Consider the following 26,911-nt stretch of genomic DNA (forward strand, 5'->3'; position numbering starts at 1 on the left):
TCAGTTTACCAGAAACCGAATGGGTCAAAAATGCCACCATCGTCGGAATCGTCGTCTCCGCCTCGAGGGAGCTGATCCAAAGGATCATCATCTCCATCTGAAGAATCGCCTCCATTGTTGTTCTGGCTCTTCTTATCGGAAGAATCAGGCTTTTTACTTCCGCGCTTCCTCAAGGATCGAGGGTCTTGACGAGTTGCGCCATTAACAGCAGCTTCTTCTTGGTTAAACTTGACTGTTAGATTGACAGTTCCGTTACCACGAACAACTGTTATTGTTGCCTTATCTCCCAAAGCGGTAGCGCGCACAAATCCCAAAAGCGAATAATTGCTTGTCACAGGCTTTCCATTAAACGCCACGATTGTATCTCCAGCACGCATTCCGCCTTTTGCTGCAGGAGCGCCAGGAGTTACAGACGCCACTTGAGCGCCGCCGCGCGTAATGTTATTTTGCGTTACGTTCACGCTTTTAACCATAATTCCAAGAGCAACGTGTTTTACAGAGCCATTCTTAATAATCTCGTTTACTACGCGCTTAACAAGATTGGATGGAATAGCAAATCCAATTCCAATAGACCCTGCTGTGCCGCCTCTAGCAGAAGTTGCGGCAATAGAAGAATTAATACCGATTACTTTTCCAGCAGCATCAAAAGTTGGTCCGCCAGAATTACCAGGATTGATTGCAGCGTCAATTTGCACAGCATTTGTTACGATTTCCGAACGACTTTGATCATCCATAACGGAAACTGGGCGATTAAGCGCGGAAACAATGCCTGTTGTAGCAGTATCGTCGTAACCAAGAGGATTTCCAATTGCCATCACAGGTTCTCCAACAGCAAGCGCATCAGAATTAGCAAATTCAACTGGCTTTACGTTACTTGGTAAACCGTCTACTTTAAGCACAGCCAAATCGGTAGTTTTATCGGTTCCAACAAGCTTTGCCTTGTAAATCTGGCCATTAGATAGCGTTACTTGCAACTGTTGCATTCCAGCAATAACGTGATTGTTTGTAACAACATGACCTTGCTTGTCGATTATTGCCCCAGAGCCTTTGCTCATATTCTTGTCATTGCGCGCCTGAATAGACACAACGCCGCCAGAAACGTTTTTAGCAACCGAACGCCAATCTGGAGATTGACCACCTTTTACTACTGCTGTTCCTTTTGAAGATGATTGTGTGCCTACATCTGCAAGCGTTCCCGAACCTGGAATAGAAATTAGTCCTTGAGTAATAGCGAATGACATTACAACAACGCATACCACTGCAGAAATAATTGACGATACAATCGCCACTGTTATATTTGAGTTTTCTCTGGACTCTTTTCTAGCGCCACGCTTTTTGTACACTACATGTGGACCCTGATTTGGATTCTGATTTGAACCTTGATTTATGACCTGTACTTCGCCATGAACTGCATCATCCTGATTATCGCCAGCATCGCCATCGCCAGCATCGCCATCAGCAGCATCATCACTCAAATCATAAGGATTCCCAAATCTAGAATTTTTAATATTGCCGCTATAGGGATCACTATAAGGCAAGAATGGATTATCCAAATTGTCATCCGAACGCGCATAATCTCCGTTAACTGTGTTTCTTGGCGATTCTTCACCATCATTAGCAGTAGAGTCGCCAGCAACCGAAGAGTTTGCAGAATTATTTTCATCACTTCCGTCGCCAGTATTAACAGGACCATATGCACCATATTCCGGAGCAGGACGATAAATCTGAGGTTCACCCTGACCAGTCTGCTTAGTCTCCTCCGTCTGTGACTGTCCTTGTGAAGACTGCTCAGATTGCACTTCACTAGAATCATAGGCCTTAGAATCATAAATATCGTCAGCCATTAATCCTCCTTAAATCTTTTAACACAACATACTCTAATCTGATTACACGCATTCATACAAGTTAATATGAGATTTTTACGCGCTTTAATCTTTCTACACGCAAATAAAGCGTAAGTTAAAATCTAAGATTTAATTTTCTTACAATATGAGTTAAACGTTTTGCTCTTAAAATTACCTGAATATTTAGCCATATAATGCCGTATAAATACCATATAGTTACCGTATGAATACCGTAAAATTAGCTAGCGGTTTTTATAGAAAATACATAAACACGTAAAATTTAACGAACGGTTGCTTACGACTTTTCCGCGTACAATGCCACAACTTATGCGCGTATCGTCATGCCTTCTAATAGAGTAAAAGGTATGACTAATCTTATTGAACACCCACGCGGAGCAGAGCCTGGTAAGCCTGGAGATCGCAGAGAATTCTCGTTTACAACAAAAACGCGTTTGGAAAATACGGCGGACGGCAAGGGAAAAGATGGAGCTAGATACGGGCGTACAGGCGTGATTCGCACGCCTCACGGGGATATTCATACGCCTGCTTTTGTGCCTGTTGCAACTCAAGCGGCAATGAAGGCCGTGCTGCCAGAGTCAATAAAAGACTTGGGCGGCCAATGCATGCTTTCTAACGCATTCCACTTATATGAGCGCCCTGGTGAAGACATTTTAGACGAAGCTGGCGGTCTTGCAAAGTTTATGAATTGGGATGGCCCAACTTTTACGGATTCTGGCGGATTCCAAGTGCTTTCGCTTGGCGCTGGTTTTAAGAAAACTCTTGCAATGGACGTTACAGGCATGAAGTCCGACGATGTTATTGCAGAAGGTAAAGAGCGCATGGCATTCGTTGACGAGGATGGCGTAACGTTTAAGTCCCCTCTAAACGGCTCAATTCACCGATTTAGCGCAGAAATCTCGATGGGTATTCAACACAAGCTTGGCGCAGATATTATGTTTGCTTTCGATGAGCTTACAACTCTTATGAACACTCGCCGCTACCAGGAGGAATCCGTTGAGCGCACATTCCGATGGGCTAAGCGTTGTGTTGCCGAACACAAGCGACTAACCGAGGCGCGATTAGGAAAGCCATATCAGGCGCTGTATGGAGTAGTTCAGGGAGCGAATTACGAGGATTTGCGTAGGCACGCGGCAGAGCAGATTGCTTCGCTCGACTTTGATGGCGTCGGAATTGGTGGAGCAATTGAAAAGCGCATTATTGGAGACACTTGCGCTTGGATTTGCGATGCTATGCCAGAAAATCGCCCTCGACATGTGCTTGGAATTGCTGCTGTAGACGACATTTTTGCTTGCGTAGAAAACGGCGGCGATACGTTTGATTGCGTGGCGCCTGCGCGATGCGGCAGAAACGGCGCGATTTTTACTCGCCACGGACGCTACAACGTAAAGCGCGCCGAATTTAAGCACGATCAGGGTCCGCTTGAAGCTGTATGCGATTGCTACACTTGCACGCATTATTCGCGCATGTATGTTAGCCATTTGCTGCGCGCTAAAGAGATGAACGGATACACGCTTGCTACGATTCACAACGAGCGATTTTTTGTTAAACTTCTAGACGATATTCGTGAATCGATTGACGGCGGATATTTTGAAGACTTCCGCGACGAGTCGCTTGCGCACTACTACGAAAATGGGTCGCGCGCGAATCGACTTGCATGAGCGCTTTGACTGAGCTTGAAATTGCATAACGCATTTCAAGCTCCTTCAAAGCGTGATTTGGCTTAAGGCATAAAGTCCAGTGGACTTTATGCGCCAAATCAGCCGAACGGCTACTAATAGCCGTGAGGAATAGCGTAGCGTGCGAATGCACTTCGATTCACTGAGCTTGCTTAAGGTTGAAAGCACAGTGTGCTTTCAACGCAAGCGAAGGCGTGAGCGCGGCTAATCCGCGCGAGCGATACATCTCATTCAGTGCGAAAAATCTCGAATCTCTACATTACTTGGCAGCGCTATCTAATCGATTGCGTATAATTTGCGCCAACACACTAGGTGTATATTTGCTAAACGACTGCAAATATGGTAGTTTTGTGGTCTGTATGCGAACGTGGCGGAATGGTAGACGCGCTGTCTTCAGGTGGCAGTGAGTGTATACTCGTGCGGGTTCAAGTCCCGCCGTTCGCACTCTTTAAGAACGTTGATTTTTCAACGTTCTTTTTTATTTTGTGACATCATCTTACAACAGTTGCGCGTTTGCTTAAAAATATGTGATAGACTAAATAAGTAGATGTCGTAAGACGTCAGACGTGTTAAAACATAGTGGTTTTAATTTTCTGGTCATGGAGGACTAAAAATGGAACGCCGTTCAACGAAGACGACGAGCCTTATTGAAGATATCGCGTATATCGAGGGTTCGAAGCAGACGCGATTCAGCCATGCCACAATAAAAATTACGCCATCTAGCGAAAACGCATCATGCCTCAATCGCAAAGATAAAAACGATGGAATAAATCAAAACGAAGGAATAATAGGATTCAAATTTGTAGCAAATTCGGATTGTGATTTATTAGATATTAAGCCCGCGCAAAAGTCGGAAGCTTCTGCACAACAAGAGCACACAACTCCAATAATAAAAATAAGTATTAAAGAAGACGCTCCCCTGCTTAGTGCACAAAATCTTTTAGAAGATAGCGCCGACGCAAACGGTGCGAAAGAAATTGCGCTACACATGGAAGACGCCGTAAACATAGGCAACGGACGCGAACACGATTTTGCAATAACGTACGGAAGTTTTGGAAGCCGATTCTATTTAGACGGATACCAATGCTTTGCGAGCGCAACAAATCTTGGGCCGCAAAGAGTGAGCGCAAAAGCAGCCGAAGTGCGTGCAGAGCAGGCAGAATCTTCGCGAATCTACGATTTTTATCACTCAAGTCACTTGCCGAATCCAGAAGAAATTGCAAATTCGTCCACTCAAGCACAGCCAGACATATGGTTTGCAGGACCTACGATTTGCGCAAGAGACATAAAACGCGTATCTTGCAAAGCGAGCGGAACTTTGCACATTCAATTTAGATTGCGAGGCCCTGGCCAACATGGAGTTCTTTTTGCTGCTGGAACTGTTGGAGCAAACACTAATCTAGAATCTAGCGAAAAAATAAGCGTGTACGCAGGACAAGAAGGCATAAAAATCACGCTAATCGACAGCGAAACGTGTGTAAAAAGCGTAATCGAAGCAGCCGCAAGCGTTGACGACGGCGAATGGCACGACTTAATTATTCGCGCAAGTCGCGGAGCAACCGACATTTACGTAGACGGATACAGCCAGTCGCACAACATAGGACAATTCTGGTTTGCAAACATACCAGAATTAAACGCAGTGAGTATAGGCGAAGACTTGCGCGGAGTGCGGTTAATGGGAGAAGCCAGAACAGGCGGAATCTACTTTAGCGCACTAACCGAAGGCCAAATCCAAAGAATATCAAGAGTAAAGCCACTTGTAACAACTGCATTATTCGACACGGGATATGCGGGCTCTCGCAGCTACAGAATACCGTCTCTTGTAAAAACGCACATGGGAACGCTAATCGCAGGAGCAGACCAGCGAACAAGCGTTTCAAACGACGCTCCAAACCACATAAACTTTGTGATTCGCAGATCCACAGATGGCGGAAAAACGTGGGGTCCTTTGCAAACCGTAATCAACATGCCTGGCAAAAACCTTGGAAAACTGGGCGCGAGCGCAATCGACTCCTGCCCCATTTTAGATCCAGCGGGAAAAAGCGAAAGAATTAACTTATTAATAGACCTTAATCCTAGCGGAATTGGGTTAACAAATTGCAAAACCTCTGTAGGCATGGACGCGTGCGGAAGAATCAAGCTGGAAGATCGCTTTGGCATACACTACTCTGCAGCAATGGATGGAAGCGCGGCCGTAAAATTGCCATGCGATTCTAGCGAAAAAGAATGCGCAACAAAGTGGCTAGTTTTCCCAGACGGAAGTATAAAAAATAGCGATTCGCACAATGACTCACGCAATAACTCGCACAGTAATCAAACTTGCGACAGTTCCACGTGGAACATATGGAAATCGCAAGAAATTGCAAGCGAAAGTCAGCCATTATTTGCCGAAAAAACGTGTTATATAGCTCAAATCTACTCGGACGACGACGGCAAAACATGGAGTGCGCCACGCTTAATCGACCACATGGTTAAGGAGCCATGGATGAGCTTCGCTGGAGTATGCCCAGGGAACGGAATAGTTATTAGACAAAACGAGAAACATTACGGCAGAATACTCGTGCCATTCTATTGCAGCGGCCAAAGCAAATCGCACTATTCTTCGGGAGCACTTATTTCGGACGACGACGGCAAAACATGGAGCCGAGGCAAAATGATTAACGAAGGGCGATCGATCAACGGAAAAATCGTAGATCCTGTAACAATGCAAGACGACGATGCAACAAGCTCCGAAACCGTGTTTGTTGAGCGCAAAAATGGCGATATTCTGGCTTTCTTCCGCAATCAAAATCGCTCGGGATGTGTAGGCAAAGCCATTAGTCATGATTGCGGAGAAACTTGGAGCGAGCTAATTTTTGACACAAGTTTGCCAGAGATATTCAGCCAGCCGAGCGCAACCTGTTTTAACAGCGAAAATGCAGACAACGCAGACTGTATAGCGTTTGCAAACGCAAGCCAAATGATGCCGTATCGCGGCCGCGGAGTTGTGCGATTTAGCTACGACGGCGGAAAAACGTGGGCAAAAAGCGTGTGCATAAACCCATTCCACCACGTTTATCAATGCCTTAGCTCTAGCAATAAACGAACTTTGCAACTACTGTGGGAAAGAGAGACTACTGGAATTTATATAACAGCAATAGATTCCAATCTTTGGAAGCAGGATAATTTACAAATAGATTTTAAAAGCAATGCAAAAAGTTTAAACAATACAGACTTAGATTGTATAAAAAATAAAATAAACACAAGTGAAAAAATGAAAGATTTAGAAGAAGGAAGCCTTACGCGAACTGAAAGGAGCCAACATGGAAGAGACATTTAGCAGCCATGAAGACGACGAGATGACAACACTAGATCGTTTATCCTTCTTACAGGCAAGCTCAAACTCAAACTCCGCTCCAATCACAGCTAGAAAACGCTGCGATGAAACAATGGATGCAATCAGGTCGCTCATATTAAGAGAACGCTTGCAGCCAAAAGATATGCTGCCAACAGAACCAATGCTTTGCAACTTGATTGGTGCATCAAGGTCATCGGTGCGCGAGGCGATTCGCAAGCTGGAAGCGCTTAATATTGTGGAAGTTAAGCAAGGAAAAGGCATGTTTGTTGGCTCATTATCGCTTGATCCAATGGTGGAAACACTCGCTTTTCGCTCCTTAATATCCATTAATAAGAATTTTGAAGATTTAAGCGATGTTGTAGAAATGCGAAAATTCCTAGACCTTGGATGCGCGGATAAGGTGGTTGAGTCACTTAAAGGAACGCAGCATCCAGAATTGGAGGCGCTTTCGGAAATAATGACTAAAGAAGCACATGCTGGAAAAACGTTCTTGGAACAAGACATTGCTTTCCACACTGGTATTTTGCGCGCGGTAAACAATACGATTGCAGAGCAATTCGTGCGATGCTTGTGGCTTGTGCATATGGCGGTTTTGCCACAATTGGGATTGGAAGTTTCGGACGAGCTTGAAAAAACCGCTAGAGCGCACGAGCTTATGCTAAAAACGGCCATTGCGGGAGACGCAGATGGATATAGACAGGCGGTAAACGACCATTACGAGCCAATTCAGTCGATTTTGCTTAATAGACTGCATAAGCACTAAATCGCATAATTTTCTTACGAATCGACTTGCATGAGCGCTGTGACTTAGCTTGGTGTTGCGCGATTTTCCTATTTAGCGTTGCGCGAGGGCTGGGTGTTTCTTGTCTCACAACGCTCTGCCTATTACGTGTAGTCTAGAGTTGCGGTTGTTCCGATTTGGCTTTGATTTCGTTTTTGGGTTGAAGTTTATTTGTAGTGGTTGATCATTTGGATTATTTGGTATCGGCTGCCGCTCTTATACTGTTCGACCAAGAATCACCCAGCCCTCTTACATTCTTGAACAATTGCGTATTGCTTAATCGCTGAGATTCTCGATTTTTCTTGCTACTTCAGCGAATCACCATCAAAGATGCTGAGGTTCGCTTCATTCGCTGCGAAAAATCTCGAATCTCTACCTAGCTTGGTGTGCATAAGATGAAAGAACCGCTCTAGTTTAGGGAGCGGTTCTTTCATCTTCAATGGTGATGCCTGAGTACTACAGCATCACGATTAATCGCAACGATACGATTTACGTTACGAAATTTTATGACCGTCGCACCAAACGTGCTCAACTGCCAAAGTTCCTGGATTAAGCAAAAGCAAATCGGCTGCGTACCCCTTTTCAACTAAGCCCAAAGGAGCGCTAGTTATAGCATTCGGCTTATCTACTCCAAGTGCGCGTGCAGGAATAAGAGTTGCAGCCGCAATAGCTGCCGGCAAACCAATGCCAAGTTCCTTAACAGCGCGTTCAACTGCCACTTCCAAAATCAGGGTAGATCCCGCAATAGCACCATTAGAAACAAGCCTTGCATGGCCGCCCGTAACCGTAACGTCTAGAGCGCCAAGCTTGTAAGCACCATCCGCGCAACCTGTTGCCGCCATAGCATCTGTTACAAACGCAATGCGATTAGGAGCAGCATCAAAAGCCATTCTCAAAACTGGGTTTTCAACGTGGAAACCATCGTTAATAAGCTCAATAGTTACGCGTGAATCTTCCAAGGCTGCAGGGATTGGACCTGGCTTACGGTGATGAATGCCGTTCATGGCGTTAAACATGTGAGTCATAAGCGTAGAGCCAGCATTAAAAGCCGCGCGCGCGGTTTTATAATCTGCATCACAATGCCCCACTGCTGGGATCACGCCAGCTTCTACAAAACGCTTAATCGCTTCCATGCCGTGTTCTCGCTCTGGAGCCAAAGTAATCTGGCGCAAAGTTCCATCCGCTGCCTCGAGCAACGCCTCAACGCGCTCGGGAGTAGGGTCCACTAGGCAATTAGGGTCGTGCGCGCCTTTTCTAGACAACGCCAAGAACGGACCCTCTAAATGCGACCCAAGCACATCTGGGCGCGTTTGCATAACACGCTTAACAGTACGCAAATTCTCTTGCATTACGTCAAGAGGGTTTGTAATCAAGCTAAGAACTTGCCTAGTTGTTCCATGAAGCATGTGATACGCGCGCGCTATAGCAATACCTTCAGCACCATCGTCAAACGAATGCTCCCAGGCTCCATGAGCGTGCAGATCAATATACCCTGGCGTAGCAAAACAGCCACACCCATCCACAACACTTAAATCAGATGCGCTTAAGCCGCGAGTGCTAATAGCTAAAGCAAGGTCTTCGTCTAAAATGCCAGTCTCTAGAATTACGCCGTCACTAACCAAAATCCACGAATTAGGTACAATTCCTCTAGCATCCACAACGTTCACGTTGCGCACTACAAAATTGCGCTCTTCGTTTGATTTTAGTGAATCATCAATCTTCTTTACGGCATCTAAATACACATCTTTTGACATTTCATTCACCTATGCTTGTGCTTATTTGATATCTTATTATCTTAAATTTATTATCTTAAATTTCAGACTTGTGTATCAGATCCCCTGCCAAGATGGCTTATTTGCATACACCCAACGATAGTAGTCAGCAAGCTTAAGTTTGCTTGCAGCAGCCTCATCTATAATCACTGTTGCATGAGGATGCATTTGAAGCGCAGAAGCTGGGCATAGCGAGCTTACTCCACCTTCTACTGTTGCAGCTACCGCATCTGCCTTATTTTCACCAAACGCAAGAAGAACAAGATGCTTAGCGCGCAAAATCGTTCCAATTCCTTGTGTTATGCAGTGAGTTGGAACTTGGTTAATATCACCGTCAAAGAATCTGCGGTTGTCTACGCGAGTCTGCTCGGTTAGTGTTTTAACGCGAGTACCAGATGCAAGAGAAGATCCTGGCTCGTTGAATCCAACGTGACCGTCGGAGCCGATTCCCAAGATTTGCACGTCAATCCCACCAGCGGCAGCAATAGCAGCGTCGTAGTCTACTCCAGCGTGCGCAATCTTATCACCTTCGCTTAATGGCGCTCCATTAAGAACATCTCCTGGAACGTGCACTAAATCTGGGTTTAGGCCGATTAAATCGGTTACGGTTCTGCGAATTGTGCTGTGGTAAGACTGTTCGTGCTCTAATGGCAATCCAATGTATTCGTCAAGCGCAAATCCACGCACGCGACTTACGTCAACATTCTTGTCTTTTACAAGCTTTGCAAGATGCTCGTAGGCTTTTAATGGGCTTGATCCTGTTGCCAACCCTAGTACTGCATCTGGCTTGCGACTAATCAAATCTACAACAGATTCGGCGTATAGCTCGCCTGCCTCATCCTGATCTTTTACAATAATAACTTCAGCCATCTTTAGCTTCTCCTTTAAAGCTTTGGTGATTTTTGATTCTGCAAATACTCCAAGCAAATATTAGCATTGCGGCATACGTTTAAGCGTACGCCGCAATACCATTTATTTACTATGCACCATGAATAAACGATTTTGTTTAAATTATTTGCTTAAATTATCTGATAAAAATACTCACTTAGTAGAATCGCTTACTTCTTCTGGGGTCTTTGCCAAAGTCAAGCCAACTTCCTTAAGAACGCGAGCCACGGCTTCAACATTTTCTCCCTTAAGTGGGCAAACTGGATCTGGCATCTGATTTGTGTCAAACACGCCAAGCAACGCCATTGCGGTCTTAAATGCTCCAACGCCAGCGCCGAAGCCTGCCACTCCGCTAGGAACAGTAACGATTCGCATCAAAGCAGCAAGCCAATCCTGCTCCTTCTTAACCGTTGCCCAATCGCCAGCCTGAGCAGCCTTCCACATGCGCACGTATCCAGTGGCCTCAACGTTTGCAAGTCCTGGAACAGAACCGTCTGCGCCAGCCATGTATGCGCCGTCAACAACAACCTCTTGACCCGTAAGCAAAGTCAATGGGTGACCAGCCTTATTGTTGTCGTCTACAAGGAACCTGAACGAAACGTCGTCGTTGGAAGAATCCTTAACGCCTGCAAGTACGCCATCTTTACCAAGCTTTACAAGCAAAGCACCTGGAAGCTTTGTGTGCACGCAAACTGGAATATCGTAAGCGAACAGTGGCAAATCTGGAACAGCTTCGTGAATAAGACGGAAGTGGCGCTCAACTTCTGCCATGCCGCCGAGTGCGTAGAATGGCGCTGTTGCAACGATTGCAGCCGCTCCGAGCTCCTTAGCTTCCTTTGCATGCTCAATAACGCGGTTTGTTTCCGTATCGATGCACCCAACCAACACTGGCACGCGGCCGTCAACAATGCGCATTACGGTTTCAATGATTTCACGACGGCGCTTATCTGTGCTAAACGCAACTTCGCCAGAAGATCCAAGCGTAAACAAGCCGTCTACGCCTGCCTCAATCATTCGGTTAAGCGAACGCTCAAAGCTAACAACGTCTACTTCGCCGTCTGCCGTTAATGGCGTAACTACTGGTGGAATAACGCCGTGGAATTTTTCTGCCATGATTAAACTTCTTTCGTATTTTTTATGATTTATGATTTATGATTTATGACTTATGACTTTAGATTTTGGAATTAATAGGCGGCCTGCATGGATTTACTGCAAGGTCTTAACAGACCGCCCACGCATTTAAGCTAGCGACTAGTGCTTGCTCACGCTACTTGCACTCTTCTTCCGTTGGATGCAAAAGCGAAGGCGCCGCGCCCATCAAAATCTTTGTGTACTCATCTTGCGGATTGTTAATCACCTGGTGAGTTTCGCCGCGCTCAACAATTGTTCCGTGATTCATAACAACAACCTCGTCGGATATGTATCGAATTGTTTGAATATCGTGGCTAATAAACACCATTGAAAGATTCAGCTTCTTCTTTAAGTCGGAAAGAAGATTCAAAATCTGAGCACGCACAGAAACATCCAAAGCGGAAGTTGGCTCATCTGCGATTATTGCATCTGGATTAAGCGAAAGAGCACGAGCGATTGCCACGCGCTGACGCTGGCCGCCAGAAAGCTGACCTGGCAAAGCGCCAAGAACAGAGTGAGGCAAACCAACCATTCGGATTAGCTCCTTGGCTCTAGCATCGCGCTCAGCTTTGCTTCCAATCTTGTGCACAACAAGCGGATCAATCAACTGGTCAATCACACTCATGCGCGCATTCAAAGCCATTGCTGGATCCTGGAACACAACGGAAACCACGCGTCCAATATCCATGCGTTCTTTTGCAGTTCTATGCGTAACGTCTTGACCTTTAAACAAAACCTTGCCGCTTGTAACTTGCTGAAGACCGCACATAATGTTTGCAGTAGTAGACTTTCCGCAACCAGATTCGCCGACAATACCAATCGTCTTGCCTGGCATAAGCTTAAGATTCACCTTGTTTACGGCTGTAATCTTGTTCTTGTGGAATAAGCCAGATCCTGCTCGAGTAGTGAACACCACTTCGGCGTCGCGCAACTCGATGATTGGAACATCGCCATTTTCGCTTTGATTTTTGTTTGCGTCATTAACATTCATGTTCATCGCACATCTCCTTGATCGGAGTTGGTCAAAATTGCGGAAGGTGCATCCGTTTCAGGATCTGGAGGCGCAGCATAGAAGTGCCATGTTCCTGGAATACGCTTCATTATTGGGCGCACATCAAGTCCTTGATCTGGATGAGAAGAACGCGGTGCGAATCGATCTCCCTTAGGGAAGTCGGATGGGCTTGGAACAGTTCCTGGAACCTGATGCAATCTTGGAGCGCCAGCCTCAATGGAGGTTACGGAGCCAAGCAAGCCGCGCGTGTACTCGTGATGCGGATCAGTGAGGATCTCCTTGGTGGAGCCTTGCTCAACAACCTGACCTGCGTACATTACGGTAATCGAGTGTGCAACCTTTGCAACAAGAGCCAAATCGTGGCTTACAAACACCATTGCGAATCCAAGCTTTTCGCGCAATTCGTTAAGAAGGTCGATTACTTGCTTTTGAACAGTAACATCCAAAGCGGTTGTTGGCTCATCTGCGATTATCAACTTTGGATCTCGCGTAAGTGCCATTGCAATCAACACGCGCTGACGCTGACCACCAGAAAGCTCATGTGGGTAGGATTCAAGCGTGCGCTTTGGATCCAAGCCTACAAGCTCCAACAACTCTTCGGCGCTACGAGTTCCACCTCTAGAAGTTAGCTGCTTCATCTGCGCTTTAATAAGCATTGATGGGTTTAAGGAAGACAACGCGTCTTGGTAAACCATTGCAATTTCGTGACCGCGCAAAGCATTGTGCTCCTTTGGGCTAAGCTTTACAAGATCCTTGCCATTAAACAGGATTTGTCCGCTAATCTTAGCTTTTGGATCAAGCAAGCCCATAATCGCAAGCGAAGTGATTGACTTACCGCAACCAGATTCACCAACCAAGCCCATTGTTTCGCCTGGACGAACAGAGAAGCTCAAGTGGTCTACAACATTTACGCTGCCGTAACGTGGGAACTGAATGCACAAGTCTTTAACCTCAATAACTGGAGGCTCAGTAGACGTTGGCTGCAAGCGATCCGTGCGCTTTAACTCAGCCTCGCGAAGCTTTGCCAAAGACTCAACCAAAGCGTCGTGCTGCTCCTTGTAAGCTGCCACTGGGTCGGTGAGAATCCTATCTTCCTTGCGAGCCGCATCCGCATCTGCAGCACTCTTAGCCACTGGAGCGGTTGGAGCTGCAACCATTGCATCCGTAATGCCCTCAGAAAGAATGTTAAGGCACAAAACGGTAATCATGATTGCTAAGCCTGGGAACAATGCCTGCCACCAGTATCCGAAGATAACGCCTGCTTTAGCAGAAGACAAAATGTTGCCCCATGTTGGCGTTGGCTCTGGAATACCAGCGTTGATGAAGCTAAGAGAAGCTTCGAACACGATTGCGTCTGCAACAGAAAGCGTTGTGAACACCATAACTGGAGCTGCAATATTACGTGTTACGTGCTTGAGTAAAATCCAAGGTGCGCGAGCGCCAGAAACGATTACTGCACGAACGTAGTCTTTTCCATATTCACTTATTATGTTTGCTCGCACAATTCTTGCGATTTGTGGAACGTAAAGCACACCAATGGAAATGATGATACCAATCATGGATTGTCCAAGAATTGCAAGGCACACAGCCGCTAATGCTATTCCTGGGATTGACATTACTATATCAATCAATCGCATTATAAGCTCAGATATCCAAGTGCGGCTTACAGCTGCGATTGCGCCGATTATTGAGCCCATTATCAAAGCAAAGATAACAGACGACAAGCCGATTACGAGCGAGTAGCGAGCGCCGTACATAACGCGCGAGAACACGTCTCTACCAAGGTTGTCGGTGCCAAACCAGTGCGCTCCTGTTGGCGGCTGATAGTTTTGCGTAATCTTTACTGGGTCGCATGGAGCTAGGAATCGCGCGAATACTGCGCAGAATGCCAGTATTGCAATCACAATAAGCGATATTTTAGAACCTAAGCTCATGCTTTTAAATCTGTTAAATTTGATGCCTGGCTTAGATGCGGCATCTACTACCTGATTCTTTCCGAATAGCATGTCACACCGTCCTAATTCTTGGGTTGATTAACACGTAAAGCAAATCAACAATAATGTTTATGAAGATGAATGCAATTGCAACAACCAAAACAACACCTTGAACAAGCATTGGTTGGTTGCCATTAATGCCGTCGAACATTGCAGTGCCCATTCCTGGGAGTGCAAAAATAACTTCGATAACGATTGCACCACCCATAAGGTAACCAATCTTCATACCAAGAGTCGTGATTGGTGTAATCAGAGCGTTGCGGAACACGTTTCTAGCAACCACCACACTCTTTGGAATACCTGCGCCGATTGCAGTTCGCACATAATCCTTATCCAATTCTTCTACCATCGAGGTTCGTATGATTCGCGTAAGCTGACCTGCTACTGGAAGACCTAATGCAAAGCAAGGCATTGCCATTCTAGCGATGTAAGCTTCTGGATCTTCAAAGAACGGCACAAAATCGCCAGATCCTGGGAGCCATGCGAGCTTGATTTGCAAGACGTAAATCAAAAGAACGCCGAGCCAGAAGGATGGGGTTGCGATTGCAATAATCGAAAGCACGCGAACTGTTTGGTCAACCCAAGTATCGCGGTAAAGCGCTGCAAAAACGCCAAAGATTACTGCAAAGATTATTGCGATCAACAAACCAATGAAGGTTAATTGCAAGGTGATAGGGAAGGCATCCGCCACTCGTTGAGCTACAGAATCCTTGTTTACGCCATAAACACCCATGTTTCCTTGGAAGAGTCCAACTATGTAGGACCCAAACTGCTCCCACCATGGCCTATCGTAGCCCATTTCGTGGCGGAAGGCTGCCAGAGCTGCTGGCGACGAGTTTTCACCTAATGCTGCAACTGCTGGATCATATTTTGAAAATGACATAAGGAAGAATACGAGGAACGTAACACCGAATGCCATGAATGGCAGTGCGATTAATCGCCTACCTAAAAGTCTAAGAAAATTACTCATAAGACATCCACACATCCATTGAAGAAATTTGTTATTAAGGCATAACAAAACCGGCCCATCTGCACAAAGGCGAGAAAGGTAAACAGTTGGGCCGGTTTTGCGGTTAGAGGTTAGGGAAAATGAAGTTTGTTACTTTGACTTGCACCTACTTTGTTAGCTTTGCTTTTACAAGGTTGATGCCAGTGGAGCCGATTGCGTTCCACTCAGCCAATGCGCCCTTCTTTACAGCAGTCGTAGTCTTACGATGGAAGAGTGGGTACAGAGGAACTTCGTCGCTAATTAAATCGAAGCACTGGTTCCAATACTTCTGGCGATCTGCTGGCTTGGACGCTTCAAGAGCTTCGTCCATAAGCTTGTGGAGCTTTGCGTATCCTTCGGAGTTCTTCCAGAACGTGCGCTGACGAGTCCAAGCATTGTCACCATACCACCAGCTCATAAGCAAGTCTGGATCGTTGCCGAACACGGATGGGTCGCCTGGGGCCAAAACCATGGAGTAGTTTGCATCGTCACGGTCAGTAATCTGTGGGTAGAGAGCAGAAGACTTCATGGACTTGATTTCTACATCCATACCAATCTCCGCAAGATCGTTCTTGATTTGTGGAGCAAGCTGAGTAATCCAAGTGTGGTCTGTTGTGTAAAGAGTGAACTTTAGTGGACCGCTTACGCCAGCTTCCTTAAGCAAGCTCTTTGCCTTAGCAATGTTCTTGGTGTAAACGTTCTTTGCCTTGTGGTAGTTTGCGTAGTTCTTTGGCAAGAAGCTTGTTGCTGGCTCGCCTTGGCCGCTCATTTGGTTAGAGATGAGCTTGTTTACATCAATCGCGTAGAGAGCTGCTTGGCGAACTCGCTTATCGTCAAATGGCTTCTGCTTTGTGTTGAACATAACAAATGGAAGAGTGAAGCCCTGTGCGGTCTTAAGCTCGGAACCAGATGCCTTCAAAGTGTTGAATGCTTGCGCTGGAACCATTTCCATTACGTCTGTCTTACCGCCTTGCATTGCGGTTACGCGAGCAGTATCGTCAACGGTTACGTTCCAAACCATATTCTTGGTTTGTGCCTTGTACTTGCCGTTGTAAAGATCATTGCGTTCAAACTTTACTTGGTTATCGGTAATCGAAACGTACTTCCACGGACCAGAGCCGATTGGCATATTCTTAAGATCTGCATCAGACTTTGCAGTTGGAACAATCTGGATTAAAGCAAGACGCTGCTTGAACAGTGGGAATGCTTTCTTTAGCTTAAAGATTACGTGACGATTATCTTTTGCTTCAACCGAATCAATAAAGTCGAGCATAGAGATGTAAAGGCTGCCTTTTGCAGTTGTGCGCTTGAAGGAAGATACAACGTCTCCCGCTGTCACTTCGGTTCCGTCCGAGAACTTTGCAGCATCGCGAATTGTTACCTCATATTCGGTGTCGGAAATCTTCTTTGGCTCACCTTTTGCAAGAGCGTTGAAAACCTTAAAGTTGCTGTAATCAAGAGCGTAAAGTGGCTCTGTAACGTGCCAGTTTGCTGCCATTGGCAACGCGCCAGAGGTTGTTGATGGCGCAAAGTCGCGGCTTGCGTATGCAACTTGAGCTGTGATCGTATCTTTAACAGCAGTCTTTGCTTTTGCTGCCTTGTGGGATTTTGCTCCACCACAGCCAGAAAGCATCATCAATGCGGCTACACCTGCGGCGATTACCGCGGTTAGCTTTGAGTTAATTCGTGCCATATTTTCTCCTCACCATTGAGTTTGTTTTCTCCGCATTTCATCCTCGAATGCGAAAACGTTTTAAATTATAGCGCGTGCGTTATTTTCGCGTTACTTTAAACATAAGAGGTCTGATGTCTGATGTCAAGTTATACGTGTGTCGAATTTGTGAAAATTTTGATTTAATTTTTGAAGTCATTAAATTAGCACAAAATCGCACAAAATCAACACACATATAATCAATACTTTTATTTATTTGTTTACTTTATCCAGTACGGTTACTGGCGACCAATCCGCCTACAATGCACCGCTTACAACTTTGCCGCAAACCAGCGCGTAATCGACGTTGGATGTGTAATTGCAGTTCCAACCACCGCAGCCCAAGCTCCCATTTGCATAACCTTATGCAACTGATCAGGAGTGTGGATACGACCTTCGCAAATAATCGGATAGTTTGGGAAAGCTTGCAAAATCTGACCTAAAAGCTCAAAATCAGGACCATCAGTCTTTGGCCTTCCAGGAGAAGTGCCAGCCAAAGTGGTAGATATAATATCTGTTCCACAATCCGCCGCGCGCTTAGCGTCGTCAAAGTTGCCGCAATCAGCCATAACCACTATGCCTTCGTCATGCAAAGCGCGAACAGTTTGCTCGTAAGTCAAACCATCTGGACGCGGTCTATCCGTAGCATCGATCGCAATAATATCTGCCCCAGCAGCAGCACAGCAGCGTGCATGGCGCAAAGTTGGCGTAATATAAACTCCTTCATGACCGTCTTTCCAGATTCCGATTACAGGCACATCTACCTGCCCTTTAATCGCTGAAATATCCGACAATCCTTGGCATCTAATGCCAACAGCTCCGCCTTCTACGGCAGCCATTGCCATTTGTGCCATTGTTTCTGGGTGTCTTAGCGGCTCTCCAGGATAAGCTTGGCAGCTAACCACTAGACCGCCCTTGATTTTTTCAATCACAGGATTCATATAGATTCCTCCTTTTTCAAAATATGACTAAACTAAACAAAATTAAGCGCAATAAAACGCGATTAAACGCGATTTGAGTGAACAGCCCAAGCAGCACCAATCAAAGGAGCAGATCCTCCGAGTTGACCCTTTAAAATTGGCGTATTCTTAATCAATGTCAAAGCAGAATCTTCAAATCCGCTTCGCATAGCATTCCACCAAATATCGCCAGCTTCTACAACAGACCCAGAAAACACAATCACATCTGGATCTATAAGATTCGCCATTCCAGCTACACACTCTCCCAAAGCCTTGCCGCTTCTAGCAAGCGTTTCTTTGGCGTGCGCATCCTGCCCAGAATTTGCGCGCACACAAACCTCATAGCCGTTTTGCGCAAGCTCGACGCCTTGTGGAAGATTGCTATTGTAAAGAGTGGCAAGCCCCGTTCCCGAAGCCACTGGCTCAATGTGGCCCGCATGTGCTCCGCAAGAGCAGTCAAAACCTACTCCCAAGTCACTAACAACGTGACCCGCATGCCCAGCAACTCCGTGCGCTCCTGTAAACAGCTTGCCGTTTATAATAATCGCCCCACCAATTCCAGTGCCTATGCCAACAGAAAATACAATCGACTTTCCGCGACCCGCGCCGTAAATTGCTTCGCCTAAACCATGTCCACCAACATCGCCAATCATATAAACTGGCAAGTCAGTTACGCTCTTAAATGCGTCATAAATTCGCTGCCCTCGCCAACCTGGCAGAATGTCTGTAGCAGCTACAATTTCGCCAGTTTTGCTATTTGGCACTCCCGCAGCCGCTATTCCAATTCCGCTAATGGTTTTGCCATTTTTCTGCGCTTCTTCTATGATTTGCGACGCTTTTTCCACTAGGCGATTCTTTATATTTTCTCCACCTTCTGCAGCTTCTGTTGGCATTGAACCATGCTCTTGCACTGTTGGAGAAACGTAATCTGCACTTTCTTGGCGAATATTATGAATATTAGAATCTGGAAAAGTCACCAATCCGTAGGCGATTTTTGTTCCACCTATGTCAAAAGCAAGATATGTAGAGCGAGAATCTTTTGTTTCATTCATAAGTAATTTCCGTTTTCTTTCTTGCGTTTAAGACTTTACCTATTCACTCACCCTGCGCAGCACTCACAGCGTCATGAATACGCGATAGGTATCCCAAGCGCTCTTCAACGCTAGCGTCTTGAGGAACACACACTTTTGCACCCAAATAGTCGATTGCGTAATTGTCTTTTAGCGCCTCGCGAGTAGTTTCTTGAATTTCTTTAGACGTCATTAATGACGTTGGCTCATCTGGGTTCATTGGCAAATGACCATCAATCCACTCATATCCGTATTGCGTTGCTTCTGGTCCAGCTCCCGAAAACATTAATCCCTGCAATACTCCTGCTTGCCTTGCTTCGCGCACATGTTCTATAGCAGCTTGAGCATTTCGCTCTTCTACGACGCTTCTTCCCCAGTTTATTGTGATTCCAACCCCAGCATTTTTAGCAATTTGAATCTCTTCTTCTAGAGGTAGGAATCCTTTTTCCGGATTCTGTCCTTCGATATATCGATCGCAGTGTTCTATAACCAGTTTTGCCCCACACCAATCTAGTTGTGCTAGTTCTTCCAACGACTTTTTCATTGCGTCTGCTTGTGCTATTCGAGTTGGCGCTGTGTGTATTTCCACGTGCGATATATCACAACTATCTCGTTTATCTGCAACATCAGCTATGGCTTCGCGAATATCCTTAAAGAATGCGAGCGCACGATGTCTGCCCTCTTCGCTTGGGCTTGCTAGTCCAAATTCTGGATCTGGGTCAAAGTTTATGTGCCTCATTGTCCCAGGTATTGCGGTTATAGTGTTAGCATGCCAATGCGCTGGTATTGCCGACGCTAGCCACGTGCGATTTTGTGAATCTGCCAAATCTCCTGGGTACGGGATCTCTGTTCCAGCAATCCAGCTTTGTTTACCTAACAAATCGTAGTATTTTTCTTGATCTTCGCGAGTTTTTGGTAACGATGCGTATGCGCCTACAACAAATTTAGCTTTCAGCATGATATCCTCCTTGAAATCGTCGCTGATTTATCTTTTGACTTATCTTTAGACTTGTATTTTGACTTATCTTTTGATTCGTCTTTTGATTCGTAGATTACACCAATCACACTACAATTCGTCAGACGTCTGATAAATCTTTGTACTTGCGACTAAATTGTTTTCAAACTAAAACAGCTTAATGTCATAAAGTCATAATGTCATTAACACAACAATTTTCACCTATTTTATGCTAATTAATGATGTATTTAATTGATTAATGATGTAGCATGGCTGTATAAGCTATATCAATGCAAGCGCGGATTTGAGCATATAAGAACACTTAGCAGCATCTAGGATTTTCTTAATCGAACTCATATCGTCAAAGTTGATTGCAGAGAGTTATTGAGGAAAATTAAGCGTTACTGTAATTGTAATTAAGCGAAGGTGCAGATTACACAACTTGCTATTTGTAGCTTTAAGCGTAAAACGCGCTAGCGAGATAATAAAAAAGGATTAATTCCCAAAACGAGTTAATTCGGGTTAATTCCCAACATAGATGACAAAAGTAGGAGGAGTCATGAAGAAAAGCTTCAAACTAATAGGCTTATCTGCAAGCCTGTGTCTTATGCTAAGCATGTTAAGTATTACTACACCAGCGATGGCGTATACTCAAAACGAGCAGATTACGGAAAAACATACTCCTCTTACACAGGAAACAGCTAAACAGATTTCAAATGGAGATATAAAGCTGGAGCTTCCTGGAGCTTTAGACATGGCTTTGTATCACAAAACGCCTCTCGACCCAAATGCTGATTTAGATGGCGACGGCTTAACTAATAGGCAAGAAATCTACACTTATACTAAAGACGGTAAAACTTATTATGGGTACAATTCTCACCCTATGATGAATGACACTGATGGCGATGGCATTCCAGATAATCAAGACAGCAATCCTCGCAGATGGGATATAAGCCCACGAGATATGACGCTATTTTCTGAACTTTCTTATCGCGATGATAGTTATATAAACAAGGTTCTTGATTACACTAAACCACTTCATGACATTTATAAGAACCGCAATGAGTATCGTCTTATGCACAATGAGATAGCTCCATTCTGGAAAGTTAAAGAAACCTACCACAAGAGGGGTGGTTTTGACGCTGTCTTGTTTGAAAACGTAAGTCCATATCCGTTCTTAGAGCAAGGAACTGTTCAAGTTCTTGCAATTCGTGGAACTTCTCAATTCAATGATTATGACGATGATTTTGCAATAGCTGTGGGTCATAATCCAGATCAGGCTTACGATGTTGAACAGCTTATTGAGCGTTATGGCAGAGAACACACTGTAAATAATCTATATATTACTGGTCATTCTCTTGGAGGCTATTTGGCTCAACGAGCTTTGATTCGTGCAGACGGTAAAGGATATTCTTGGCTTAAGAAAATCTACACTTTCAACGCTCCTCAAATTTGGGGAAATATCTTCAACCGTTGGCTTCGCACTGCAGCAAACACAGGGAATCGTCTGACTCGCGAAGGTTATGCTGTTCATTACAAAGTAGACAACGACAGAGTTATTCGTTCTGTCGGCAATTTTGCAGGAGCTATAAGTGTTGGCAATTCTGCAGAAGGGCATGGCTCTCGAAGCTACTTTGAGCCACGAATGAACAATTTCCCAGGGTTTACCGTAGGAACTAGAGGAGATATATCTGGTACTGGGCGTTGGATGGAAGAGCTTAATAATTTCTACAATGTTCGCACGTTCTAATTTATCGCTAATTGTTAATTAGTGATTTGTAATTAGCAATAGGCAACTGGTTCGTGTAATTTACTAACAATAAACTAAGCGCTGACTTACAAAATGTGTATTAACGCATAAATAAGTCAGTGCTTTTTATGTTGATTAATCCAACTATTCTGGGTTATTTCACAAAGATTTTATCTGGCACAAGAACATCCTAGTGGAGAAAGAAAATCACCCCCACACCGAGAAGACTCGGGCGAGTTGAACTATTGTCTAGTATTCCAGCATCCAGATAAGACCAGACTAAAACTTTCTTCAATATAAAACTTATGCAATATTCACTCAAACGCATCGCATTCCCACAGCGTGCTTATAAGAACTTGTATACACAAAAAACGTATTTTTTGTACATTAAATGTACAATTTTTTATACATCCAATGTACAAAAACTACGATTTATACATCTTTTGTATAAATATCACACACACTTCAGACTGAAATCAAGGGTCCGAAGCGCCAAAAGTGTGTAAAAATAAACTCATAGCCCTTGTTGCAGTAAGGCGCATAGCGTATCAAATGTGATTATTCTTTATTTGCAAAATCATTCTAAACAAAGATATCCCAATATTTAACGCAGCTTCACGTTACTGATTTTATCAATCACTATTGTTCCGATAAATTAAATATGTTATTCCGATACTGTTTATATTATTCCGATAAAACGTTAAAATATAATAAAATGCAACAATGATTAAGGGTATTTTATGTATATAACAGTAAAGCAAGCTGCTGAAAAATGGGGCATATCAGATAGAAGAGTAAGAATTCTATGCTCCGAAGGGAAAATTCCAGGAGCATATCGGGAAGGAAGATCCTGGAAAATACCGCATGACGCATCAAAGCCGACCGACGGAAGATATAAAATTAGTGAATCGCTAATTCCAATCATAAAAACTAAATTAGAAACTCTTAAAAAAAGAAGACCCCTAACTGAAGGAGAATTAGAAAGACTTAATGAAGAATTTCTAATAGAATATACATATAACTCAAATGCAATTGAGGGAAATACTTTAACACTGCGCGAAACAGACATGGTTCTTAGAGGGCTTACTGTTGATCAAAAATCATTAAAAGAGCACCTAGAAGTTATTGGACACAAAGAAGCCTTTGATTACGTAAAGCAGCTTGTTAGCGAAAATAAGCAGATAAATGAAAAAGTTATAAAAGACATACATTATTTAGTTTTAGCTAACAAGAGAGAAGATAGAGGCGTTTATAGAAGAGTTCCCGTTCGAATTATGGGATCTACACATGAGCCACCACAACCATATTTAATCGCTTCAAAAATGGAAGAATTATTGAAAAAATACAAAAACAGCGATGAAGATATTGTTACTAAACTTGCTCGTTTTCATATAGAATTCGAAAGCATTCATCCTTTTATTGATGGAAATGGAAGAACAGGAAGACTGCTGGTCAATTTGGAGTTGATGAAAGCAGGGTACCCACCAATAGATATAAAATTTACTGATCGCTTGAAATATTATGAAGCTTTTGATGAGTATCACGCAAAGCATAACGTGTCTGCCATGGCAAACTTGTTTGCAAGATATTTAAATCAAAGACTTGATTTGTATTTGTCTATTTTAGAGTAATGATCATTTTTAATTAAAGCTACGCGCAATCGTCTTTACTGTTATTCTCTCAGATAGTTGACTGAATTATTGACAGTACTGTGGTTGAATCTCCGACTTGGTCACAGATTCTGTTTGACCTATAACTCAAATGCATTGCGTTGCAAGCGCGCGATTATAAAACTTGTATACACAAAAAACATATTTTTTGTCTAAATATCACACACAGAATTCAGACTGAAATCAACAAATCACAATCAAACCAAACACAACATATAACAAACATAGCCTTCTGAATCTTAATTAAACTCAGAAGGCTATTATTTAATAAACTGTTTAATCTAGTTATGCTACATAGCTATCTTTTTACTCTTAAATATGGTTATAGCAGCAATACTTACAACAAGAACAGCAAGAACAATCAATGGCGCCGTGAAATAATTTGTGTAGAATTCACGCACATCAACATCTACGGAATTGATAGTTGCAGCATAAGAAATATACGACAATACGCCTAATACAACATCAATAATTGCATACGCATATGCGTTTTTATACAATTCTTTAACTGATTTGCTGCTTTTAACCCAAAGCATTACAGATAGAACCAAGCCTATTAACATTGATGCAACAGCAACAAGTGCAAACAACATATCTAACATAAAAAAACCTCCTGCCCAATTAAATCCTCTTCCATAGCGGATTCAATATAATTTTAATTTAACTAAGATTTTCGTGTCAATATTAAAAAAAAATTACAGAATTTTACACATTATTTTCACATTTAGAGTACTTTTAAAACATAAGAACAAGCGAAAACTGTGTGATATTTCAGCGAATATGTGCTTATATTTCACTGAGATATGTGTAATTAGGTTTAAGTGAAAGCGGACATGTAAACTGAAATATAACAGTATAATCTAGTTAGCCCAAAGAGGTAAATCCCGCCAATGATCAGGTGCCCCCGTTCGTTCGAAAGGGATAATCTTATTGTGAGGAAATGTTTCAAGGGTATTGGCTAAAAGATTATTGCCTTCTAGTCCTAATTGGATGTGAAGAAATTGAATAATACTTATCTGCCCAAATAACCTGTGCGTAAGAGTGTTTACTGGCTTCATAAGCTCATGATTTATAGGTTTCGGCTTGATATCAAAACCACGATTAAAGAGCCGAGCATGATGAGCAGAAAGATTACGCAGTATATTCAAGGATTTCAGTGTTGATTCCAGCTGCGGAGCCGTCATCTCACACAAATACGCAATCTCATTACGAACCTTGTGTGGACTAAACCTATACAGGTGAGAAAGCATACCCCAGTCCATGATTTCAACTGCAACCCACACTGGTAGTTGACCGTCATATCTATCACGATGATGAGCTACAAAGTCTTCTTGTGAGTTCCTCACAGCTTCTGTATATTTGGAAAACCACACTTCATATTGGGTTTTATGCGGATTCTTTCGGTCAGTTGTACGAGCGACAGCATTAAGCTTATTAACGTCCATATGCACAAGCGGATCTATTTTCCCCAAGTGATAACCCAAAAGAGCGCGCAAAGCTAGTTCTATAGGTGCAATGGTTGTAAACACGGCACTTCGAAGCCGAGCATCAAACTCATACAATTCAGTACATAAATCCAAAGATGTACCAGGTTGAAAATTATCTGTGGGTTTACCAGAAGCAAAATCAATAATGCGTGCCGAATACCAGTACCCCGAAAGTCGGTAGTAGTTACGTGTCGCAAGCACGTGAGTCGCCTGTGCAACATTTTTAATCTCCATGCCACGTGAGCATAAAAGAGCTACCTGATCAGTATAACTTTTATAAGGCTTAATCGGTTTACTGGTCACAACTCCTCCCGACGAAAAGGACCAGCCCTGGACTCCCACCGAAGTGGGTAGCGGAACTGGTCTTGTTGTTTACTATGATAACACGCGTACCAGTCAAGTGCTTATAAAACCTGTCGACATGTGAGAAAATACTCAGCAGACACAATACCTACGAATGTGGTTGGGAATCAATTCTCAAGAAATCCAGCCCTCCTACTCACACGACTAGAGGTCTGAACTGTTGGTATGAGCATGATGCATCAGCGTATACGCCCTCATATTCCACTTATACATCACGGTGGAGCGGACAACGGGAATCGAACCCGCCTCTGAAGCTTGGGAAGCTTCCATTCTACCGATGAACTATGTCCGCATGTTCGGCTGCTGGCGATTAATACCTTCAAATGACTCGATTAATCAATCTAGACAACAAACCATATAAGGATATCATGCTCCGCTTACGGCTACAACTCCACTAGGGAATCTTCTCCCATATCGGATGTTGAATACAGATTCAGACTTATCAAATTCATCTGATCTTGCAGCAGCTTCATTTTCATAAGACATTTCCGCATACCCAGAATACTCAGCATTATCCTCTTGCGACTTAGCCATTAGTCTCAAGAAGTTAACTCGCTCTTTAACAGCTGACTGATTAGAAAACATCTTCAATAATTTCGATTTATCATCTTCAAATGGATTTACAATCATCAGCGAAGACATTGCCTGCAATCCAGCGACTCTACTCATCTCATGTATTTTTGCACCGTAAGAAATTTTATTTAGAGCAGAAGCCAAAGCTGCAGGATCTCCCGTAAGCATTCCAGCGCTTTTATCTGCGTCAAATTCGCGGCTTCTAGAAACCGCCAGCTTAATCATTAATGCTCCAACTGGCACAAAAATCACATTTAAAATTTGACCAACAATCTTTAACACTGGGCAACGGCTTTTAGAAGATTCTGATCTAACAGCAAACTCACTATCAGCAGTATGCTTCTTTTTGGAATACGTAAGAACATAGCCAACATAAGTCATAATTGTCGCAATAGCTGAAGCAATAGTGGAATTCAAAATATCATGATTATAAATATGAATCAACTCATGACTTACAACTCCACGCAACTCACGCTCGTTCAGAATGTTTAAGAGTCCACGCGTACAACAAATAACAGCATGTCTTTCACTGCGACCAATTGCAAAAACATTAGGACTATCCATTGGAGCAACGTAAAGATGCGGCATCGGTCTTTCGATTCTCGCAGAAATCTCGCGAACAATACCATACAAGATTGGCTCTTCATCTTCACTGACTTCTATAGCATTCACCATGCGAATTGCGAGCTTGCCAGAAAGCCAATACGCGCACACACTGAGAATTATTCCTAAAACTACAAACCAAATCAGCATAGGTAAGCGCAATCCACAGGAAGCCCAAATTAAGGCAAGAATCAACCAGATTACTGAGAACAGTGCTGCTGTTTTCAGATAATTGCGGCATCGCATTCCTATATTGCTGAACATGTTTACGATTCTAATAATCGGAACTGTAATTTTGCTGAATGAAAACTGTATATTTATAATTA

19 protein-coding genes and 2 tRNA genes are annotated in these 26,911 nt (G+C 43.7%); 6 read left to right on the top strand and 15 right to left on the bottom strand.

The genetic code is table 11. The features are described 5' to 3' along the window. Positions 1 to 5 precede the first annotated feature (5 nt). Positions 6 to 1,844: a S1C family serine protease gene (locus HXT24_RS01200; protein WP_415686417.1), complete on the bottom strand. Its 1,839-nt coding sequence runs from the start codon at positions 1,842 to 1,844 to the stop codon at positions 6 to 8. 341 nt (positions 1,845 to 2,185) lie between these two features. Between HXT24_RS01200 and tgt the strand changes: the two genes are divergently transcribed. The 4 genes from tgt (at position 2,186) to HXT24_RS01220 (ending at position 7,641) form a co-directional block, all read left to right on the top strand. Then, the gene (tgt, locus tag HXT24_RS01205) at positions 2,186 to 3,523 is read left to right on the top strand and encodes a tRNA guanosine(34) transglycosylase Tgt (RefSeq protein ID WP_422119479.1); all 1,338 of its coding nucleotides are present in this window, start codon (positions 2,186 to 2,188) and stop codon (positions 3,521 to 3,523) included. Between the two features lie 379 nt (positions 3,524 to 3,902). Continuing rightward, positions 3,903 to 3,985, top strand: a tRNA-Leu gene (locus HXT24_RS01210). A 169-nt stretch (positions 3,986 to 4,154) separates the two neighbouring features. After that, a complete protein-coding gene (locus tag HXT24_RS01215; protein WP_422119480.1) occupies positions 4,155 to 6,860 on the top strand; it encodes an exo-alpha-sialidase in 2,706 nt (901 codons plus the stop codon). After that, entirely contained in the window at positions 6,844 to 7,641 is a 798-nt protein-coding gene (locus HXT24_RS01220) for a FadR/GntR family transcriptional regulator (RefSeq protein ID WP_422119481.1), read from the top strand. The genes HXT24_RS01215 and HXT24_RS01220 overlap by 17 nt, the downstream gene beginning before the upstream one ends. Positions 7,642 to 8,153: 512 nt before the next feature. On the opposite strand, the gene nagA is transcribed toward HXT24_RS01220, so the two are convergent. The 10 genes from nagA to HXT24_RS01270 form a co-directional block, all read right to left on the bottom strand. Further along, positions 8,154 to 9,413, bottom strand: coding sequence for an N-acetylglucosamine-6-phosphate deacetylase (gene nagA / locus HXT24_RS01225; RefSeq protein WP_004573583.1), 1,260 nt, complete (start codon positions 9,411 to 9,413; stop codon positions 8,154 to 8,156). Between the two features lie 75 nt (positions 9,414 to 9,488). Then, complete coding sequence (nagB, locus tag HXT24_RS01230; RefSeq protein ID WP_415698795.1) at positions 9,489 to 10,301, bottom strand: glucosamine-6-phosphate deaminase; 813 nt, start codon at positions 10,299 to 10,301, stop codon at positions 9,489 to 9,491. A 171-nt stretch (positions 10,302 to 10,472) separates the two neighbouring features. After that, positions 10,473 to 11,432 (bottom strand): dihydrodipicolinate synthase family protein, encoded by a 960-nt coding sequence (locus HXT24_RS01235; protein ID WP_004113922.1) that lies wholly within the window; start codon positions 11,430 to 11,432, stop codon positions 10,473 to 10,475. Between the two features lie 154 nt (positions 11,433 to 11,586). Continuing rightward, positions 11,587 to 12,447, bottom strand: coding sequence for an ABC transporter ATP-binding protein (locus tag HXT24_RS01240; RefSeq protein WP_004120109.1), 861 nt, complete (start codon positions 12,445 to 12,447; stop codon positions 11,587 to 11,589). After that, positions 12,444 to 14,468, bottom strand: coding sequence for a dipeptide/oligopeptide/nickel ABC transporter permease/ATP-binding protein (locus HXT24_RS01245; protein WP_020761192.1), 2,025 nt, complete (start codon positions 14,466 to 14,468; stop codon positions 12,444 to 12,446). The genes HXT24_RS01240 and HXT24_RS01245 overlap by 4 nt, the downstream gene beginning before the upstream one ends. Before the next feature lies 1 nt (position 14,469). Further along, positions 14,470 to 15,375 carry an ABC transporter permease gene (locus HXT24_RS01250; RefSeq protein WP_004113928.1) on the bottom strand — a complete coding sequence of 302 codons (906 nt, stop codon included), beginning with the start codon at positions 15,373 to 15,375 and terminating at the stop codon, positions 14,470 to 14,472. 196 nt (positions 15,376 to 15,571) lie between these two features. Beyond that, positions 15,572 to 17,137 (bottom strand): ABC transporter substrate-binding protein, encoded by a 1,566-nt coding sequence (locus HXT24_RS01255; protein ID WP_410312370.1) that lies wholly within the window; start codon positions 17,135 to 17,137, stop codon positions 15,572 to 15,574. Between the two features lie 290 nt (positions 17,138 to 17,427). After that, positions 17,428 to 18,096 (bottom strand): N-acetylmannosamine-6-phosphate 2-epimerase, encoded by a 669-nt coding sequence (locus HXT24_RS01260; protein WP_004113937.1) that lies wholly within the window; start codon positions 18,094 to 18,096, stop codon positions 17,428 to 17,430. A 62-nt stretch (positions 18,097 to 18,158) separates the two neighbouring features. Then, a complete protein-coding gene (locus HXT24_RS01265; protein WP_415698797.1) occupies positions 18,159 to 19,166 on the bottom strand; it encodes an ROK family protein in 1,008 nt (335 codons plus the stop codon). A gap of 43 nt (positions 19,167 to 19,209) precedes the next feature. Continuing rightward, positions 19,210 to 20,142 carry a DUF4862 family protein gene (locus HXT24_RS01270; protein ID WP_248912062.1) on the bottom strand — a complete coding sequence of 311 codons (933 nt, stop codon included), beginning with the start codon at positions 20,140 to 20,142 and terminating at the stop codon, positions 19,210 to 19,212. Positions 20,143 to 20,698: 556 nt separating this feature from the next. Here HXT24_RS01270 and HXT24_RS01275 point away from each other — a divergent pair. After that, on the top strand, positions 20,699 to 21,889 hold the full coding sequence (locus tag HXT24_RS01275; protein ID WP_422119482.1) for a lipase family protein: 1,191 nt from the start codon (positions 20,699 to 20,701) through the stop codon (positions 21,887 to 21,889). A gap of 740 nt (positions 21,890 to 22,629) precedes the next feature. After that, positions 22,630 to 23,520 (top strand): Fic family protein, encoded by an 891-nt coding sequence (locus HXT24_RS01280; RefSeq protein ID WP_422119483.1) that lies wholly within the window; start codon positions 22,630 to 22,632, stop codon positions 23,518 to 23,520. 329 nt (positions 23,521 to 23,849) lie between these two features. On the opposite strand, the gene HXT24_RS01285 is transcribed toward HXT24_RS01280, so the two are convergent. From HXT24_RS01285 to HXT24_RS01300, 4 genes are all read right to left on the bottom strand, one after another. Further along, the gene (locus HXT24_RS01285) at positions 23,850 to 24,161 is read right to left on the bottom strand and encodes a peptidase A8 (protein WP_422119484.1); all 312 of its coding nucleotides are present in this window, start codon (positions 24,159 to 24,161) and stop codon (positions 23,850 to 23,852) included. Between the two features lie 258 nt (positions 24,162 to 24,419). Further along, a complete protein-coding gene (locus tag HXT24_RS01290) occupies positions 24,420 to 25,349 on the bottom strand; it encodes an Abi family protein (protein WP_103013246.1) in 930 nt (309 codons plus the stop codon). A gap of 278 nt (positions 25,350 to 25,627) precedes the next feature. After that, positions 25,628 to 25,701: transfer RNA gene (locus tag HXT24_RS01295), tRNA-Gly, on the bottom strand. Positions 25,702 to 25,775: 74 nt separating this feature from the next. Continuing rightward, complete coding sequence (locus HXT24_RS01300) at positions 25,776 to 26,849, bottom strand: M48 family metalloprotease (RefSeq protein WP_422119485.1); 1,074 nt, start codon at positions 26,847 to 26,849, stop codon at positions 25,776 to 25,778. Positions 26,850 to 26,911: the final 62 nt, after the last annotated feature.

The sequence above is a fragment of the Gardnerella sp. DNF00354 genome, from assembly GCF_049262755.1.
GTDB classification, from domain to species: domain Bacteria; phylum Actinomycetota; class Actinomycetes; order Actinomycetales; family Bifidobacteriaceae; genus Bifidobacterium; species Bifidobacterium vaginale.